Origin of the sequence: Sulfitobacter sp. TCYB15 (assembly GCF_040435955.1) — a bacterium.
In the GTDB taxonomy this organism is placed as follows: Bacteria; Pseudomonadota; Alphaproteobacteria; order Rhodobacterales; family Rhodobacteraceae; genus Sulfitobacter; species Sulfitobacter pontiacus.
Window position 1 is genome coordinate 2,151,783 of sequence record NZ_CP159193.1, and the last position, 17,831, is coordinate 2,169,613.

Below are 17,831 nucleotides of genomic sequence, written 5' to 3' on the forward strand. Positions count from 1 at the left end.
GGCCACCTGCGTGATTAATCCTCGAACAGCTCGCTCTGGCCCTCGGTCGCTTCTGGCTCTTCCTCGCTGTCGACACCCGGCATCTCGCCAAAGGCGGGACGGCTTTCCAGCAGTCCGGCAGAGCGGAGCTCTTTCAACCCCGGTAGGTCGCGGGGGCTTTCAAGACCGAAGTGGGCCAGAAATTCCTGTGTCACGACAAAGGTCACCGGACGACCGGGGGTCATTTTGCGGCGGCCAAAGCGAATCCAGTCCAGCTCAAGGAGCTGATCCAGCGTGCCTCGCGATACGGATACGCCGCGGATCTCTTCGATCTCGGCGCGGGTGGCGGGCTGGTGGTAGGCGATGATCGCCAAGGTCTCGATCGCGGCGCGCGACAGTTTGCGCGTCTCGACCGTTTCGTGCTGCATGAGATACCCCAGATCCGCCGCCGTGCGCATGGCGTAGGCATCCCCGATGCGGCACAGCTCCACACCGCGGCCGGTGTAGCGTTTGCGCAGATGCACCATCGCTTCGGCAGGGTCACAGCCATGCGGCAGACGGGCCGTGATCTCGCGCAGGGTCATCGGCTCTGCGGTGGCGAAAAGGATCGCTTCGATCATGCGCTCCTGTTCGGCCAATGGCGGGGCCTCGAACAGGCTTTCTTCTGTTTGTTCAACGGGTTCGGCCACGTCAGATATCCTTCTTGCGCAACTGGATCGGGGCAAACACGCCCTCTTGGCGGATTTCCAGATGCCCTTCCTTTACCAATTCAAGCGACGCCGCAAACGTCGATGCCGTGGCCGAGCGGCGCATTGCCGGTTCTTCGCCCCATCCATCGGGCATGTAGCTGGTCAGGTCAGACCAATCGCCCGAAAAGCCAATCAAGCCGCGCATGCGCTCCAGCGCCTGCTCCATCGTAAAGACCTTGTCACGGTCCATCACGAAGGGGCGGAAATCGTCGCGCGTACGGATACGCGCGTAGCCCTGCATCAGGTCCAGCAAGGTCGCGGTATAGGTCACGCGGCGGGTCTGGCGCATTTCCTGGGTCTGGCCGCGGGCAAAGAAGTCGCGGCCCAATTGGTCACGGGCCATCAGCTGGGCCGCCACGTCGCGCATCGCTTGAAGACGTTCCAGCTGGAACGCCAGATGCGCGGCCAGTTCCTCGCCCGAGGGGCCATCGTCCTGCGGATCAGGCGGCAGCAACAGGCGGGATTTCAGGAAGGCGAGCCACGCAGCCATGACCAGATAATCCGCCGCAAGCTCAAGCCGCAGCGCCTTGGCCTTGTCCACGAACATCAGATATTGGCGTGCCAGCTGCAGCACCGAGATTTTGCGCAAGTCGACCTTCTGGGTGCGGCTGAGGGTCAACAACAGGTCCAACGGGCCCTCGAACCCGTCGACATCCACGATAAGCGCCTCGGCCGCGAGCCGTTCAGCAACTTTCGTTTGCCCGTCTTCCAACTGCGTTTCAGCCATATACCGTCCCGCCCAAAAGCCTGTCGAGCTTTGCAGTCAGGGCAGGAATGTCAACATCATCAGGCGTCCGGCGCATGGCAAGGGCGCGCACGGCCCGTGTTTGCGCAGCCTCGGACATCTCTCCGGCAGCATCGGCAACGCGGGTGCGATCCTCAAGTGTGGCGTTGCAATATAGCACCACATCACAGCCTGCGGCCAAGGCACCGGCGGCGATGGCATCCACCTCGCCCGTCAATGCTTTCATCGAGATGTCATCCGTCATGATCAGGTTATCAAAGCCGATATCCTCGCGGATCAGCTGCATCATCACGGGCGACAGCGTGGCAGGGCGCGGATCAATCGCGTCATAGACCAGATGCGCCGTCATCCCCATCGGCAGGTCGTTCAACGCCTTGAACGGGGCGAAATCATGGGAGTCCAACGCGGCGCGCGGCGCATCAACCTGCGGCAAGTCAAAATGACTATCCATCGTGGCGCGCCCATGTCCGGGCATATGTTTGACCACGGGCAAGACGCCCCCCGCCAGCATGCCATCTGCCGCCGCACGGCCCAAAGCTGCCACCGCATCGGGCGTCGTGCCGTAACAGCGGTTGCGCAGGAAAGCGTGGGTTTGCGCCCCGGCGACATCGACCATCGGCGCGCAATTGCTGTCGATGCCCACGCGGTGCAGCTCGTCCGCGATCAGTCGAAAGCGCAGATACATTGCCTCTGCCGCGTTGGGGCCTGCCGCTTGCACGAAGTCCAGCGGTGCCGTCCAGTCGCGCCAATGTGGTGCGCGCAAACGCTGCACCCGCCCGCCTTCTTGATCCACGGTGATAACAGCCTCGTGGCCCGCCGCCTCGCGCAGTTCATCACACAGCGCGCGGACCTGATCCGGCGTGTCGATATTGCGCGCAAAGAGAATGAACCCAAAGGGCTTTACGGCGCGAAACAACGCCTTTTCCTGCGCCGTCAGCCGAAGCCCCGACGCGTCCAGTATCGTCGCCCCGTATCGCATCAGCGTGTAACGACGGGAATGCAGTCGGTGTTTTCAGCAACCAGCGCCGAACAGAAGCGTCGCGCATCCGCGATGTCCGAGAACCCATGCGCACGCAAACGGTAGAAGGTGCGCCCGCCGCTGCTGGCCTCTTGGATGATGCGGTCCTTGCCTTCCATATAGGCCCCGAAACGCGCGTTCAGACGGACCCATTGCGCCCGTGCGATCTGCGGTGAATCGAATGCGCCAAGCTGCACCAGACGCGTACCTGTGGGCAGGCTGTCGGGCGAAAGCTCTTTCACTTCGGCGGCGGCGACCGGTGCCGGTTCAAACGACGCTTTGGTCGCGACGGCACGGCCACCGGGGCGCGTTTGAGGACGCAAGGAGGCGCGCACGCCCGGCTCTTCGCCCATGGCAACGGCCACCGCGTTCGACACCGCCATCTCAAGCGGATCGACATCCATCGTGGCACTTGCGTTCATCGGCTCTGGCAGGGCGGTGCCGTCTTCTTCGTCTTCCAGTGGTTCCACCCCATCGGTGAGAGAGGCGACAAGATCGTCCACATCGCCGTTTTTCAGCGCCTCTGCCACGTCCGCCGCGGGCGATGATTGCGTTGGTGCCTGTTGCGCAGGTGCAACCATCGCGACGGGAATGGGCTGGTCTTCTTCTTCCAGATCCAGTGGCTTCGGGGCCAAAATCAGCTGTTCCGCGAATTGGTTCGCCGTCCCTTCAGAGGCCACAGCATTGACCGACAGACCCTGATTGTCCGCCAGTTGGCCGCCCGGATTTTCGGGCCGCACGCGCATATCGCCCTGGGCCGCACGCACCACCGGAATACCGGTAACATCGCGCACCAGCAGCTTGTAGCCCCAGACCCCGATGCCGACGATCAAGGTGATGGAAAGCGCCGCGCCCGCGAAATTTGCAAACTTGGTCAAGGGCTTGGCCGCAACTTGCGGTGCCATCCCTGCGTCATGTTCAAAGGAGTACCCCCCACCCTGGGAGGAGGACGTGTAATCTGCCATTTCTGCCTCACTGCCCGCGTCAGATATCACCCGCGCGGGTCTGTTTTTTGAACCTGCCTGACCAGCAATGGTGCGTTATCGCATCTCTTCCGCTGGCTTGACCCCAAGAATACCAAGACCTGACGCAATTACAATCGCTGCGGCTTGGGCCAGCGCGATTTTTGACTGGGACAGGGCCGCATCATCCTGCAGGAAACGCAGTTCAGGCACGTCGTTGCCGCGGTTCCACAGCCCGTGGAAATCGCCCGCCAGCTCGTAGAGATAAAAGGCGATCCGGTGCGGTTCGTTGCTGCGCGCCGCGGTCTCTACCATCCGGGGCCATTCGGCCAGCTTTTGCGCCAGTTTCAGCTCTGCTTCGTGGTCAAGCTGGCTCAGGTCGGCACGCTGCAAGGTTTCCATATCCGTGGCAACACCCGCCTCTGCCGCCTTGCGCAGGACAGAATGCACCCGCGCATGGGCATATTGCACGTAGAACACCGGATTCTCGCGCGACTGTTCCAGCACCTTGGCAAAGTCAAAGTCCAGCATCGCGTCATTCTTGCGGGTCAGCATGACAAAACGCGTCACATCAGGGCCTACCTGATCAACCACATCGCGCAGGGTGACAAATGTCCCTGCCCGTTTGGACATCTTGAATTCCTTGCCGTTCTTGAACAGCTTGACCAGCTGCGTCAGCTTGATGTCGAGCGGCACCGCCCCCTCGGACAGCGCCGAAACAGCGGCTTTCATCCGTTTGACATAGCCGCCGTGATCCGCGCCAAAGACGTCGATCAGCATGTCAAAGCCACGCTGCACCTTGTCGTAGTGATACGCGATATCGGGCGCGAAATAGGTCCAGCCGCCGTCGGACTTCATCACCGGACGGTCAACGTCATCGCCATGGGCGGTGGATTTGAACAGGGTCTGCTCGCGCGGCTCCCAGTCCTCGGGCTTCTTGCCTTTTGGCGGCTCAAGCACGCCCTCATAGATCAGCCCTTTGGCTTTCAGGTCATCAATCGCGGATTCGATCCGGCCCGTGCCATAAAGCGACTTTTCGGAATAAAACACATCCATCTCCACCCCGAGAGAGGCGAGATCATCGCGGATCAGCTTCATCATCTCGTCGGTGGCAAAATTGCGCACCTCTTCAAGCCAGACGGATTCATCGGCGTCGATATAGGCGTCGCCCACCTTATCTTTCAGCGCAGCCCCCACATCGATCAGATAGTCGCCGGGGTAAGTGCCTTCGGGAAAGGCGACCTCTTGGCCATGCGCTTCGAGATAACGCAGATAGACAGAGCGCGCCAAAACATCGACCTGCGCGCCGCCGTCGTTAATGTAATATTCACGCGTGACATCGAAACCCGCGAAATCCAGCAAGGACGCCAGCGCATCGCCAAAGACCGCTCCGCGGGTGTGCCCCACATGCAGCGGCCCCGTCGGGTTGGCCGAGACATACTCGACGTTGACCCGCTTGCCCTGCCCCAGATCGCCCCGGCCAAAGTCTGTGCCCTGCCCCAGAACGGCACCGACAACGCCCTGCCAGACCGCAGCACTCAGCCGCAGGTTCAAGAACCCCGGGCCCGCCACATCCGCCGCGGTGATCCGTGGATCCTCGGCCAGCTTTTCGGCCACCTTTTCAGCGATATCGCGCGGTTTCATACGGGCCGGTTTCGCCAGCACCATCGCGGCATTGGTCGCCATATCCCCATGCGCCGCATCGCGCGGCGGCTCTACGGTGATGGCGTCAAAGCTCAGCCCCTCGGGCAGAAACCCGTCGGCAACCAGCGTATCAAGGGTGGACAGCACGAGGCTGCGGATATCGGCAAATAGGTTCATAACGGGGTTCCTTCGACTTGGCCCCGTGTATCACCTGAATATGCGCCCATAATCAAGGGCGGTTCAGCCTTTAACGATCAACCGCTCATGTTCCTGCAAGGCAAAGCGATCTGTCATCCCCGAGATATAGTCGCTGACGATCCGCGCAAGCGCCGTATCGCCGTCCGCGTCCTCTACATCCTTGCGCCATTGCTTGGGCAATTGGTCCGTATGCGTGCAGAAATAGGGGAAAAGATCCTCGACCACCTGCGTCACCTGCTTGCGCATGATCACCACGGATGGCGCGCGATACATGCGGTCGAAAAGAAAGGCACGGATGACCTTGAGATCCTGGAAAACCGGATCGGAGAACTGGATCAACGTGCGCCCGGCCATGCGAATATCGGTGGCGGTTTCGGGCTTCATCTCGGCCAGACGGTGCCGCGCGACGCTGATCACGTCCTCCACCAGCACGCCAAAGAAACGGCGCAGTGCCTCGTGGCGGCGGCGGTAGTAGTTCAGACCGGGATACAGCCTGTCAACTTCGACGAAATTCTGCTTCAGGATCGGCAGCTCGGCCAGCTCGTCCGTCGAGAACAGTTCGGCCCGCAAACCGTCATGCAGGTCGTGGTGGTTATAGGCCACATCATCGGCAATCGCCGCCACCTGCGCCTCGGCACTGGCGAATGTCTCCAGCTCAAGGTCATGCTGACGCTCATAGGCCGCAAGTGCCCACGGCAGCTCTCCCGTCACCGGCCCGTTATGTTTGGCCAGCCCCTCCAGCGTGTCCCAAGTCAGGTTCAGCCCGTCGAAATCCGCGTAATGCCGCTCCAGATGGGTGACGATGCGGATGGCTTGGGCGTTGTGGTCAAACCCGCCATAGGGGGCCATCAAGGCTTCCAGCGCGTCCTCGCCCGTATGACCAAAGGGCGGATGCCCCAGATCATGGGCCAGGGCGACCGCCTCTGTCAGCTCGGCATTCAGACCCAACGCACCGGCGATCGTCCGCGCCACCTGCGCCACCTCGATCGAATGGGTCAACCGCGTGCGATAGTAATCGCCCTCATGTTCGATAAAGACCTGCGTCTTGTGCTTGAGCCGCCGGAAGGCGCTGGCGTGGATGATCCGGTCGCGGTCCCGCTGAAAGCAGGAACGAAAGGTGCTTTCCTCTTCCGGTATCAACCGTCCCCGGGTTAATGCCGGATCAGAGGCAAAAGAAGCGCGCATAGTCGGTGGTCCTTGTGGCCTGTCCTGCGGGTTTCTATATTGTAAGACAACACAGATGGAAACCGATCACACCGGAGCCCGAAAATGAACCTGCCCCCCCAAGTTACCCCGCGCGCCTTTGACCGCCTTGCCGAAATCGGTGCCGCCGCAGAGGGCAAAGCCCTGCGCGTCGCCGTAGAGGGCGGCGGCTGCTCCGGCTTTCAGTATGACATCGCGCTGGATGATCCCAAAGACGATGACCTGATCCTTGAAGGGGCCGGCCAGAAAGTTGTGGTCGACAGCATCTCCCTGCCCTTTCTTGCCAATGCCGTCATCGACTTTTCCGAGGAATTGATCGGCGCGCGGTTCGTGATCGAAAACCCCAATGCCACCAGCGCCTGCGGCTGCGGCACGTCTTTCTCGATGTAACAGGCGCCCGATACACGCGCCCGCTTCATTTTGCCAAAGTAAACTCCCGCCGGAGGCTGGCCTCATGCCCGCATGAGGCCATTCTAGTGCCGTCGCTGCACCATAGAAGCCACGGCCGGGATCGGTGCCCGCGCAAACCGCGCGAAAAACGCTTCAAATTGCGGGCAGGACGCCTCTGCCTCGGTCAGTATCTCTTGCGCCTCAGGGTCTAGCGCCCTCATGACCCGTCCACGCATAAGCGACCACTGCGCATGCCGCGTCTCTCCCATGTCAAAAAGCGCCGCCGATAGCGCCTGCAGCGCCCCATTAGGCGGGGTATAGCGGATGGCCACAGCCCCTTGTGGCACCGGTTGGCAAAATGCCGCCCCTCCGGACATCTGCGCGGCCCAGCCGGTCACCAGATAGGCGTGATACCCGTCCACCGGTCCGCCCCCCTGCTGCGGTACGATCCGGCAGGCACGCGCAGCGGACTGAACCGCATCCTCCCACAGTGCAGGTGCCGCAGCGCCTGCAAACCGGAGCGCGACACAAAGCTCGGCCAGCAGATCCATATCCTGATCAAGATACGCCAGAATACCGGCAAAATTCAGGCTTCTGATCGCTGTCGCCGGCAGTTGGGGGTCGCGCTGACCGTAGTCTGAAAGATAGAAAACGATATGTGCCAGCTCATAGGATGCTTTCTTGTTGGGCAGCGCAAAGGTTTCGGATCGCGTGAAAAACCGGCGCAAGCGGGATTGCAGGACGTCGTCGCGCGGCACGGACATCCGACGCGCCAGCAGGCGCTGCGCTTCGGCGCGTTGCAGGTCAGACAGTTCCCCATCCGCCAGCCGCATACGGGCGACCCAATGCACCAACCGCTCCCCCGCGTCGCCGGGCAAGCCCAGATCCTCAAGGTCCAGCGCGAGGGACAGGAAAAATCGGTAGTACTGCGGAAAGAAGCGGATCGTCTCTTCGATGCGGTCATAGAAGGACGCATAGGGCACCAGAGCGTCTGGCGCGACAGGCATGTCCGCGCTTGCCAGAATTCCCAGCCATTCCGCGTTTTCCTTCAACCAGAACACATCCCCCGCACGGCGTCGCTGCACCGCAAACATAAGGCTGATCGCGGCGGCATCGGCGTGTTTGCGACCGCTATTGCGCGCACGTACGGATGACAGCGGTATAACATTCGACATAGGCCCCCCTTCGGCAAGAAACCCCTGCGCCGGTTCCAGCGCAGGGTGTGTTTGGATTAGCAGCCGGTGGTAAACAAACCGGTAAGCGTCCCAGTCGCCATGCCGCCTGCGTGCGGTCCCGACTGTAGCCCTGTGGTGAACAGCCCGGTGCCGTGGCCGCAAAGGGGGTCTTGCCCTGCACGGATACAGCCGGTGGTATAAAGCGCGGTCCCCGCCCCCTGATGGAGCGATGCCGTCGCGGCGTGAACATTCGAGAAAGCAGTTTCGACGTAAGCAATAGCGGTCATGAGTTTTCCTTTTTGACGTGATTTTGAAATCGGCAACTAAACCTCAAGCTGCACTCCTTTCATCAATCACCACCTCAGGGCTTTGACCTAGGCGACAAAAAGATCGCATTTTAATGATGTAAATCATCCACATGCGCTGCGTGTTTGATCCGGTTGAAACCACGCAGCGATGCCGTGTTCTCCACAATAGCGACAATTGTAACGGAACGCTGGCAAAGCGCCCCGCGGCGGCGCAGGCACTGTCGGCTCTCCTTCGAATCGCAGGCGAAACCTGCCCAAACCGGTGCAGCCCCCTTGCCCCATATTGCGGTATGCGCGATAGCTGCGGGGACCAATGCAGGGGGCCGCCATGAAAATCGCCACGTTCAACATCAACGGGATCAAAGCGCGGATCGACGCCCTGCCTCAATGGCTCGACGAAGCGCAGCCCGATGTCGCCATTCTGCAAGAGATCAAATCCGTCGACGAGGGCTTCCCGCGCGAGCTGTTCGAGGATCGCGGCTATAACGTCGAGACCCACGGGCAGAAATCCTTTAACGGCGTCGCGATCCTGTCAAAGCTCCCGCTTGAGGATGTGACCCGTGGCCTGCCCGGGGACGACAGCGACGAACAGGCGCGCTATATCGAGGCGACGGTCGTGGGTGATCATTCATCTGTGCGGCTTTGTGGGTTGTATCTGCCCAACGGCAACCCCGCGCCGGGCCCGAAGTATGATTACAAACTGGCGTGGATGCAGCGTCTTGAAGACCGTGCGCGCACACTCTTGGCCGAGGAAACACCGTTTCTGCTGACTGGCGACTTCAACATCATCCCCCAAGCCGAAGACGCGGCAACGCCGGATGCCTGGCGTGAAGATGCGCTGTTTCGCCCTGAATCCCGCGCCGCCTGGCGACGTCTGCTGGCCCTTGGCCTGACAGAGGCGTTCCGCGCGCGGACCCAAGGGCCGGGGCATTACAGCTTTTGGGATTATCAAGCAGGCGCATGGAACCGCAACAACGGCATCCGTATCGACCATTTCCTGCTGAGCCCTGCCATCGCGGACAGCCTGCGCGACTGCCAGATCGACAAGGATGTACGCGGACGCGAGAAACCCTCCGATCACGTGCCCGTCTGGGTGGAGCTTGACCTCTAACGCGGACGCACAAGCGCGGCCCTAGATCACGCCTGAAGCTCGGCATCCCAATAAAGAAAATCCATCCAGCTATCATGCAGGTAGTTGGGCGGAAATTTCCGGCCCATATTGCGTAAATCCTCGGCTTGCGGCTGACGCGGTGGTTTGCGCAGCTGGAATCCGGTCTGGTGCAGCGCCTTGGACCCTTTTTTCAGATTGCACGGGCTACAAGCCGCAACAACGTTCTGCCAGCTTGTGATACCGCCCGCCGCACGGGGTACCACGTGGTCAAAGGTCAGATCCCCCCGTGCACCGCAGTACTGGCAGCAGAATTCGTCCCTCAGAAATAAATTAAAGCGCGTGAAGGCCACGCGCTTTTGAGGTTTGACATAATCTTTGAGAACGACCACCGACGGGATGCGAATTTGCATCGACGGGCTGTGAACATAGTCGTCATATTCAGCGACGATATCCACCCGATCCAGCCATTTGGCCTTCACCGCTTCCTGCCATGGCCACAGCGACAGCGGATAGTAGGACAAGGGCCTGTAATCCGCGTTCAGCACAAGGGCCGGTTTGTTTTTCAGCCCTGCCGGGCTTCGGGTGAATTCAGTTCTAAAGTCGCCGTCCATTGTTCGATAGCCCCTTGCCGTTCCGCGTCCGGTCCAGCGGGACAGCCCCGCTGATGCTTTCGACTATATCTCGTGGTTTGCGTCTGACAAGTCGCAAACGGGTACAAGATGTCGCAGAATGCGTAAGCTGATTACGTAACAGGCATGTGACGGAAACGGCCAATCCGGCCGGGGCCTTCCTGCGGGTCGCGCATGCGCCCGCAGGGGATGGGATCAAAGACCCAGTTTGTCGCGCATAAAGGCCAGCGCCACGCTCAGCCCGTCGGGGGCGATTCCGTGGCCTGTCCCCTTCATGATATGGGCGAAAACGTCCGTCCATCCGGCCTCTTGCAAGGTTTCGGCGGCCTGCGGCAGGGATTGCGGCGGGACAACATCATCGGCGTCGCCGTGCACCAGCAAGACCGGAGGGCGCACGACCGCTTCGTCTTTCAGGCTTTCGGGCGACAGCAAGCGGCCCGAAAACGCGACAACACCGGCCACAGCATCTTCGCGGCGCGGCGCGACATGCAGCGCCATCATCGTACCTTGGGAAAAGCCAAACAGCACGACCTGTTCGGGCAGCAGATCTTCGTCCACCATCAGCGCATCGAGAAAGGCGTTCAGGTCGTCGACCGCCTGCATCATCCCGCGTTCGGCTTCTTCCTCAGAGGAATTATCGATCCAGGGGATCGGGAACCACTGGAACCCCATGGGCGCACCGGCACAGGCTTCGGGCGCATCGGGGGCCACGAACAGCGTGTCGGGCAGATGTTCCCCCAACGGGCCGGCAAGCCCCAGCAGATCGGCACCATTCGCGCCATAGCCATGCAGGAACACGACGGCAGACCGCGTTTCCCCCGAGACCGGTTCGCGGCGCTCTGCGTTTAGTACTCGTGTCATGAAATCCCTTCCCGTTGTTTTGCCACGCGGTAGTACGAAAACAGGATGCGGGCTGCAACCGATCGCCAGGGCGACCAGTCCTGCGCCATGTCCGCAAGCTGCTTCGGCTTTGGTCGCTGGGGCAGATCAAACAGGATTTTCGCGGCCTCTTGCAAGGCCAGATCGCCCTGCGGCAGGATATCGGCGCGGCCCAGCGAAAACATCGCATAGATCTGCGCCGTCCACAGCCCCACACCTGGCACCGCGGTCAGCCTCTCGATCACCACGGCATCAGGCGCGTCCCGCAACGCGGTATAGTCGATCCCGGCCTCGGCCAACGCCAACGCATAGCGGATTTTCTGGCGGCTCAGCCCCGCCGCGCGCAGACCTTCCTCGCCCGCGGCGAGTATCGCCGTCTCATGGGTCAGTCCCGCCGCATCCATCTTGGCACGCATGGCATTTGCCGACGCGACAGAGACTTGCTGGCTGATGATCGCCCCGATCAACGCGTCAAACCCGTCCGCACGTAACCGCAGAGGCAAAGGGCCAGTCGCGGACAAGGCGGTAGCAAACTGCGGCACATGCGCAGCGAGCCAATCCGCCCCTTCGGCGACATCCGCGTCGCCAGTGATAATCCGCCCGATGCTCATCCGGTTGTGCCCCCCGTTGTCAGCGTCTCGACCCAGTGGATCGCCGCATCCGGCGCAGCGCGAACCTGCGCGCCGACGGGGGCCGCCGGACGGTCAATGGCAATCACCCGCAGACCCATCGCGCACGCTGCGTCCAGTTTGGGGCGGCTTGGCACGCCACCGACGTTGCGCAGGACCAGCGTATCGATCTGCAAGGCGCGAAACAACGCCTCCTCCGCCGCCCGAGTGAAGGGGGGCTGGCCATAGACGGCTTCGGCAAAGGGGGGCAGCTTGGTTCGGGCCTGCGCGTTGGTCTGCCGCAGATAAAGCCGCGCGCCTGCGAAGGGGGCGTAATCCTCCACCGTCCCGCGCCCCGTCGCGGCAAAGACCCGTGCTTTGGGTCGGATCATCCGTGCCGCCGCCGCGACCGACGCGGCCCGTTCCACCGGTGCCGAGATGTCCCACATGGGCCGCAGGACACGCAGATAAGGCAGCCCCAACCGCGCGGTGGCGTCATAAGCGATCTGCGAAATATCCGCGTCAAACCCGTGCCCTGCGTCCAGCACCGCGGTAAACTCATGGGCGCGCAGGTAGGCTGCCATCTCATCCACGGTGCCCGGCGACCAGATCTCGGACGGTACGGCCAGCGGGCCAAAGCTGCGCTCCGCCCGCCTTAACACGGCGCGTGCAGAGACGTCAGAGGCCGACATCGCAGCGGCGATCTCATGCGCTTCGGCGCTGCCAGCGATCAGCAGAATATGGGGGCCCCGGTTCATGGCGCGACCATCGTTGACCCCGCCGCCGGACGCAAGGCCCTTGCAGCCCCCCAAAGCCCGGTCTACGCATTCACCATGACAGTGATTGATGACACCCGCGCCAAGCGCAACGTCGCCGTGCTGGTGACCGCGCAGGCCTTTCTTGGCAGCCAGATGCCGATGTATTTTGTGGTCGGCGGATTGGCGGGGCAACAACTGTCGCCGAACGTCTGCCTCGCGACGCTGCCGATCTCTATGATCGTCTTCGGGTCGATGACCACGGCCCCGTGGCTGTCGACGGTGATGCAACGCTTTGGCCGTCGCGCGGGCTTTGTGGCGGGCGCATTTGGCGGGATGACGGGGGCCGCGCTTTGCGCCTATGCCCTGACGATCCAGAGTTTCATGACCTTCCTGCTGGGCAGCTATCTGATCGGCATCTACATGTGCTCGCAAGGGTTTTTCCGCTTTGCAGCGACGGACACCGCATCTGACGCGTTCCGGCCCAAGGCGATTTCCTATGTCATGGCGGGCGGGCTGATCTCGGCCATCATCGGGCCGCAGCTGGTAGGTTTTCTGACCGGTGCCAACGGCGATGCGACGATGATGCGGTTTTTCCCGGTCTACCTCGCCGCGATTGCGCTGAACGCTGTGGGCATGGTGCTTTTCGCCTTCCTCAACATCCCCAAGCCGCCCGTGCCTGCCGTGGATGCCCCCAAGGGCCGCAGCCGGATGGAGCTTTTGAAAACCCCGCGCATCGCCGTCGCTGTGATCTGCGGCATGGTATCCTATGCGCTGATGAACCTTGTCATGACCTCGACGCCGCTGGCGGTTGTGGGCTGCGGCTATGACATCGTGGATGCGTCCCATGTGGTCACAGGCCACGTTCTGGCGATGTATGCGCCGTCGTTTTTCACCGGCCACCTGATCGCGAAATTCGGGGTCGAAAAGATCCTCGGCCTTGGCATCGCGATCCTTGCGGGGGCCGGTGTGGTCGCGCTGCAGGGGGTGGAGCTGAACAACTTCTACATCGCGCTGATCCTGCTGGGGATCGGCTGGAACTTCGGCTTTATCGGCGCGACATCCATGCTGGCCGGTGCCCATGAACCGCACGAGCGTGGCCGCATGCAAGGTCTGAACGATCTGCTGGTGTTTGGCGGGGTGACCTTTGCGTCGCTGTCAAGCGGCGGGCTGATGAACTGCTCGGGCGGCAACCCCGTCGAAGGCTGGGCCGCCGTCAATATCGCGATGATCCCGTTTCTGGTGCTGGCAGGCGGGTCGCTGATCTGGCTGATGCTGCGGCAACGAAGCGCGCGGGTCTAGCGTTACCAACGCCCCGACAAAGCCCGCCACGACAAGGCGAAATCATTCATCGGCGGCAGTTCTGCGGCGCTGACACGCCCGGGGGCGGCGATGGCCGCGCTCAGCACCTTGTCTGCCGCGCCGACGCTATACATCGCCGGTCGCGCCGCTTTCGAGATTTTGCCACGGTTGGCCCGCGCCTGTCGCAACCGCGCCCGCGCCTTTTGGGCCAGCGCCACAACGCCAGCGTCGGTGCCGTCCAACAACGGGACACGCCCCTGCTCTACCAGCTGCGGGATCGCGTGCAGCCAAGCCGCCACCCCTGCCCCATAGGCCGCATCGCGCACCGTGGTCTCCTCCGCTGGTCCCAAAGACCGCGCGGCCACCCACATCAGATGGCCCGCGGTCTGGTCGATATAGGCGTCGAAATGCGCGGCATCTTCAAAGGCGTCGCGGTAGATATCCCACCGCCGCGCGGCGGCCAGCGTGTCCAGCAACACCGCGTCTTCGGGCGAGATAGCCAGTGCAAGGGGTGTCGCAACCTCGTGCCGCCGCACAACGCCGCGGTTCGCGATCTCGTCACAGACATCGCGCCACCACTGCAAACGCATCTCCGCAATCATGGTTTCCTGCGTCACCCAGGGCGCGCGCGCCACCTCGATATTAAAGGCATAAAGCGGGAACAACACACGGCGTGCGGCCACAGGGGCCGCCATGCTGGCGCGAAAGCGCAGCGGATCGGCACGCTCGATAATGGCCGCGCAGGCGCTTAGATCGGCATCAAATTCCATGGGTCCTATCCCTTGCGGTCGCGGATCAGCTTCCAGCGGATCGCGTCCAACAGTGCTTCGAAAGACGCATCGACGATGTTGGCCGACACACCCACAGTAGACCAGCGCCGCCCCTGCCCGTCTTCGCTGTCGATGATCACCCGCGTCACCGCCTCTGTGCCACCTTGCGTGATCCGCACCTTGAAATCCACCAGATGCATATCCTCCAGCAGCGCCGAGTACTGCCCCAGATCCTTGACCAGCGCCTTGCTGAGCGCGTTCACCGGCCCGCGGTCGCAGCCTTCGGCATCCATGCTCTCGCTCACCGACAGACGTTTCTCGCCATCCACTTTCACGACAACAACCGCTTCTGACAGGCTGACCATCTGGTCGTATTTGTTTTTGCGCCGCTCGACCGTCACACGATAGCGTTTTACCTCGAAGAGGTCCGGCATCTGCCCCAGAGCCTTCCGCGCCAGCAGCTCAAAGCTGGCCTGAGCGGTGTCATAGCTATAGCCTTCGGCCTCGCGCGCCTTCACCTCATCAAGGATCCGCCCCAAGGCCGGATCCCCCTTGGCGATGGTCAAGCCCGCACTTTCCAGACGCCGGCGCAGGTTTGACTGGCCCGCCTGGTTCGACATGGGGATGATGCGCGTGTTGCCGACCAGCGCGGGGTCGATATGTTCATAGGTGGACGGGTCTTTCAGGATCGCGCTGGCATGCAGCCCCGCCTTATGCGCAAAGGCCGACGACCCGACAAAGGCCGCCTGTTTGGTCGGCACGCGGTTCAAGATCTCGTCCAGCGCACGGCTGATCTGGGTGAGGTTCGCCAGACCATCTATCGGTATTCCCGTGTCGAACCGGCTGGCATAGGGCTCTTTCAGCAGCAAAATCGGGATCAGCGTGGTCAGGTTGGCATTACCGCAGCGTTCGCCCAAGCCGTTCAACGTGCCCTGTATCTGCCGCGCGCCCGCATCAATGGCGGCCAGCGAACAGGCGACCGCGTTCTCGGTGTCGTTATGGGTATGGATACCCAGATGATCGCCGGGGATACCTGCGGCGATGACCTCGGCTGTGATGCGCCCGACCTCGGCGGGCATGGTGCCGCCATTGGTATCACAAAGCACGATCCACCGCGCGCCCGCCTCATAGGCCGCCTTGATCGCGGTCAGCGCATAATCGGGATTGGCGCGGTAGCCGTCAAAGAAATGCTCCGCATCGAACAGCGCCTCGCGGCCCTGCGCCACCAGATGCGCGATGGATTTCGCGATATTATCCGTGTTCTCGTCCAGCGTAATCCCGAGCGCTGCCGAGACGTGAAAATCATGGGTCTTTCCCACCAAGCAGACCGTCCGCGTGCCCGCATTCATCACCGCCGCCAGCACATCATCGTTCTGCGCCGACATGCCGTTGCGCTTGGTCATGCCAAAGGCCGTCATCTTCGCCCGCGTGGTCGGTGCCGCGTCGAAAAAGGCACTGTCCGTCGGGTTCGCGCCGGGCCAGCCGCCCTCGATGTAGTCCACCCCCAGCGTATCGAGCGCGGTCGCAATCGTGATCTTTTCCGCGGTCGAGAATTGCACCCCTTGGGTTTGCTGCCCGTCGCGCAAAGTCGTGTCATACAGATAAAGGCGTTCGCGGGTCATCGCAGCGATCCCTCCTTCATTTTGCCAGATAAACTCCGGGGAGCGTGAGGGGCTGGCCCCTCACCCCCGCACGTCACACGAGCACCAGCGCTGGAGGCGACGCAGATCACTTCAACACATCCAGCTTGGCAGGGTCGAAGGTGGGGCCCGCTATAACTTCGGTTCCCTGCTTGCTTATCCTCACCTCACACCCCGCTGCCAGCAATGCAGCCTTGAGGGCGTCGACATCAGAAAAATCCTTGGTTTTCATAGCCATCTGCCGCAGCTCGTCCACGCGATTGGCCAGCTCGGTCTCGACCTCAGAGCCACCGCTCCCGAAACTTGTCGTGTAGGCGGCACGTGCTTTCGCATCATCCTCCCGCAATTTGTCGCTGAGAAACCCTAGCCATCGCGCATGATCGAGCAGTTTCTGCGGCTGCGCGGTCAGAGCGTTCAAATAGGTCAGCGCGAGATGCGTATTCAGGTCGTCGGCAAGCGCGTCGATCAGTTTCTGATCGGGCTTAAAGGCGGCAGGGTCGCAAGGCTCTAAGTCTCGCGTCAGATCCATCCACTTCCTCAACGTCTTCTCCGCTTCGTCGCGCTTCTTCTCGGTCCAGTCCATCGGCTTGCGGTAATGCGTGCTGAGCATCACAAACCGGATCACCTCTCCCGGCACGCCTTGATCCAGCAGATCGCGTACGGTGAAGAAGTTACCAAGCGATTTGGACATTTTCTTGCCCTCGACCTGCAGCATCTCGTTATGCAGCCAGTAGCGCGCCATCTCATCGGTGCCATTGGCGCAGCAGCTTTGGGCGATCTCGTCCTCGTGGTGCGGGAATTGCAGGTCCAGACCGCCGCCATGGATGTCAAAGACATGGGGCTGGCTCTTCGCCTCATCCGACAGACGGTCCTGACGCAGGGGCTCTTTCCACAGCAGCTCGTCCGCCATGGCGGAGCATTCGATGTGCCATCCGGGGCGGCCTCGGCCCCAGGGGCTGTCCCACCCCGGCGTTGCGTCGTCAGACGGTTTCCACAACACGAAGTCCATCGGGTTACGCTTGTAGGGCGCAACCTCGACCCGCGCGCCGGCAATCATATCGTCGATCGACCGGCCCGACAGCGCGCCATAGGCTTTGTAGCTTTCGACAGAGAACAGCACATGTCCCTCGGCGGCATAGGCGTGTCCCTTGGCGATCAGATCTTCGATCATCGCGACCATCTGCGGAATATAGGCGGTAGCGCGTGGCATGTGGTCGGGCTCAAGCGCGCCGACTTCGGCCATATCGTCCAGAAACCACTGGGTTGTCTCGGCGGTGATCTCTCCGATAGACCGCCCGCTTTGTGCTGCGCGCGCGTTGATCTTGTCATCCACATCCGTGAAGTTGCGCACATAGGTCACATGGGCGTCACCATAGACATGGCGCAGCAACCGGTTGAGCACGTCAAACACGATCACGGGGCGCGCATTGCCCAGATGGGCGCGGTCGTACACCGTGGGCCCACAGACATACATCCGCACGTTTTTATCATCAATCGGGGTGAAATCCTCGCGTTTGCGGGTTTTCGTGTTGTGCAGCTTGATTGTGGTCATGGCGCGTCCTTACGCAAGGATTGCGCGGGCATGGCACAGAAATCTCGGGAAGAAAACGATGTGAGCAAGCCCGCCGGAAGGTCTTAGCAGGTAATACAGCAAATAATGAGTGGCATCATCTTCATGCCGTCTGCGTAGCCCGACCCGCCACTGGCGGTCAAGCCTGATTGACAAATCAACCATGCTCTGCGCCCCTGCGTCTTCAAGTTACGAG

The 17,831-nt window shown here is 61.8% G+C and carries 18 protein-coding genes; 3 read left to right on the forward strand and 15 right to left on the reverse strand.

Features of this window, described 5'->3' with window-relative positions; genetic code table 11:
* Window positions 1-14: 14 nt before the first annotated feature.
* The 6 genes from scpB to ABM428_RS10360 all read right to left on the reverse strand — a co-directional run bounded on the left by scpB (window position 15) and on the right by ABM428_RS10360 (window position 6,480).
* On the reverse strand, window positions 15-668 hold the full coding sequence (gene scpB / locus ABM428_RS10335; protein ID WP_037964310.1) for an SMC-Scp complex subunit ScpB: 654 nt from the start codon (window positions 666-668) through the stop codon (window positions 15-17).
* A gap of 1 nt (window position 669) precedes the next feature.
* Window positions 670-1,455, reverse strand: coding sequence for a ScpA family protein (locus ABM428_RS10340; RefSeq protein ID WP_005853799.1), 786 nt, complete (start codon window positions 1,453-1,455; stop codon window positions 670-672).
* Entirely contained in the window at window positions 1,448-2,452 is a 1,005-nt protein-coding gene (gene nagZ / locus ABM428_RS10345; protein ID WP_353627907.1) for a beta-N-acetylhexosaminidase, read from the reverse strand. The genes ABM428_RS10340 and nagZ overlap by 8 nt, the downstream gene beginning before the upstream one ends.
* Window positions 2,452-3,396: an SPOR domain-containing protein gene (locus ABM428_RS10350; protein WP_005853801.1), complete on the reverse strand. Its 945-nt coding sequence runs from the start codon at window positions 3,394-3,396 to the stop codon at window positions 2,452-2,454. The genes nagZ and ABM428_RS10350 overlap by 1 nt, the downstream gene beginning before the upstream one ends.
* 135 nt (window positions 3,397-3,531) lie before the next feature.
* Window positions 3,532-5,274 (reverse strand): arginine--tRNA ligase, encoded by a 1,743-nt coding sequence (gene argS / locus ABM428_RS10355; RefSeq protein WP_353627908.1) that lies wholly within the window; start codon window positions 5,272-5,274, stop codon window positions 3,532-3,534.
* Between the two features lie 63 nt (window positions 5,275-5,337).
* Complete coding sequence (locus ABM428_RS10360; protein ID WP_353627909.1) at window positions 5,338-6,480, reverse strand: deoxyguanosinetriphosphate triphosphohydrolase; 1,143 nt, start codon at window positions 6,478-6,480, stop codon at window positions 5,338-5,340.
* Between the two features lie 84 nt (window positions 6,481-6,564).
* On the opposite strand from ABM428_RS10360, the gene ABM428_RS10365 reads away from it, so the two are divergent.
* Window positions 6,565-6,888: an iron-sulfur cluster assembly accessory protein gene (locus ABM428_RS10365; RefSeq protein WP_009824761.1), complete on the forward strand. Its 324-nt coding sequence runs from the start codon at window positions 6,565-6,567 to the stop codon at window positions 6,886-6,888.
* Between the two features lie 83 nt (window positions 6,889-6,971).
* On the opposite strand, the gene ABM428_RS10370 is transcribed toward ABM428_RS10365, so the two are convergent.
* Window positions 6,972-8,063, reverse strand: coding sequence for a DUF6902 family protein (locus tag ABM428_RS10370; RefSeq protein WP_353627910.1), 1,092 nt, complete (start codon window positions 8,061-8,063; stop codon window positions 6,972-6,974).
* 56 nt (window positions 8,064-8,119) lie between these two features.
* A complete protein-coding gene (locus ABM428_RS10375; RefSeq protein WP_037964297.1) occupies window positions 8,120-8,350 on the reverse strand; it encodes a hypothetical protein in 231 nt (76 codons plus the stop codon).
* Window positions 8,351-8,699: 349 nt separating this feature from the next.
* Between ABM428_RS10375 and xth the strand changes: the two genes are divergently transcribed.
* A complete protein-coding gene (gene xth, locus ABM428_RS10380; RefSeq protein WP_243250331.1) occupies window positions 8,700-9,482 on the forward strand; it encodes an exodeoxyribonuclease III in 783 nt (260 codons plus the stop codon).
* Between the two features lie 26 nt (window positions 9,483-9,508).
* Here xth and ABM428_RS10385 read toward each other — a convergent pair whose 3' ends face one another.
* The 4 genes from ABM428_RS10385 to ABM428_RS10400 all read right to left on the reverse strand — a co-directional run bounded on the left by ABM428_RS10385 (window position 9,509) and on the right by ABM428_RS10400 (window position 12,356).
* The gene (locus tag ABM428_RS10385) at window positions 9,509-10,093 is read right to left on the reverse strand and encodes an HNH endonuclease (protein ID WP_005853809.1); all 585 of its coding nucleotides are present in this window, start codon (window positions 10,091-10,093) and stop codon (window positions 9,509-9,511) included.
* A gap of 213 nt (window positions 10,094-10,306) precedes the next feature.
* Window positions 10,307-10,972 (reverse strand): alpha/beta hydrolase, encoded by a 666-nt coding sequence (locus ABM428_RS10390; protein ID WP_132996509.1) that lies wholly within the window; start codon window positions 10,970-10,972, stop codon window positions 10,307-10,309.
* A complete protein-coding gene (locus ABM428_RS10395; protein ID WP_132996508.1) occupies window positions 10,969-11,601 on the reverse strand; it encodes a DNA-3-methyladenine glycosylase in 633 nt (210 codons plus the stop codon). Before ABM428_RS10395 ends, ABM428_RS10390 begins: the two co-directional genes overlap by 4 nt.
* Window positions 11,598-12,356 (reverse strand): precorrin-6A/cobalt-precorrin-6A reductase, encoded by a 759-nt coding sequence (locus ABM428_RS10400; protein WP_132996507.1) that lies wholly within the window; start codon window positions 12,354-12,356, stop codon window positions 11,598-11,600. Before ABM428_RS10400 ends, ABM428_RS10395 begins: the two co-directional genes overlap by 4 nt.
* A gap of 75 nt (window positions 12,357-12,431) precedes the next feature.
* Here ABM428_RS10400 and ABM428_RS10405 point away from each other — a divergent pair, with 75 nt between their 5' ends.
* Window positions 12,432-13,655: an MFS transporter gene (locus tag ABM428_RS10405; protein WP_037944406.1), complete on the forward strand. Its 1,224-nt coding sequence runs from the start codon at window positions 12,432-12,434 to the stop codon at window positions 13,653-13,655.
* Window positions 13,656-13,657: 2 nt separating this feature from the next.
* Here the strand turns inward: ABM428_RS10405 and ABM428_RS10410 are convergent, their stop codons facing one another.
* The 3 genes from ABM428_RS10410 to cysS form a co-directional block, all read right to left on the reverse strand.
* Window positions 13,658-14,425, reverse strand: coding sequence for a squalene/phytoene synthase family protein (locus ABM428_RS10410; protein WP_005853814.1), 768 nt, complete (start codon window positions 14,423-14,425; stop codon window positions 13,658-13,660).
* A gap of 5 nt (window positions 14,426-14,430) precedes the next feature.
* Window positions 14,431-16,047, reverse strand: coding sequence for a citramalate synthase (cimA, locus tag ABM428_RS10415; protein WP_132996506.1), 1,617 nt, complete (start codon window positions 16,045-16,047; stop codon window positions 14,431-14,433).
* 106 nt (window positions 16,048-16,153) lie between these two features.
* Window positions 16,154-17,617, reverse strand: a complete 1,464-nt coding sequence (cysS, locus tag ABM428_RS10420; protein ID WP_353627911.1) for a cysteine--tRNA ligase — start codon at window positions 17,615-17,617, stop codon at window positions 16,154-16,156.
* Window positions 17,618-17,831 lie beyond the last annotated feature (214 nt).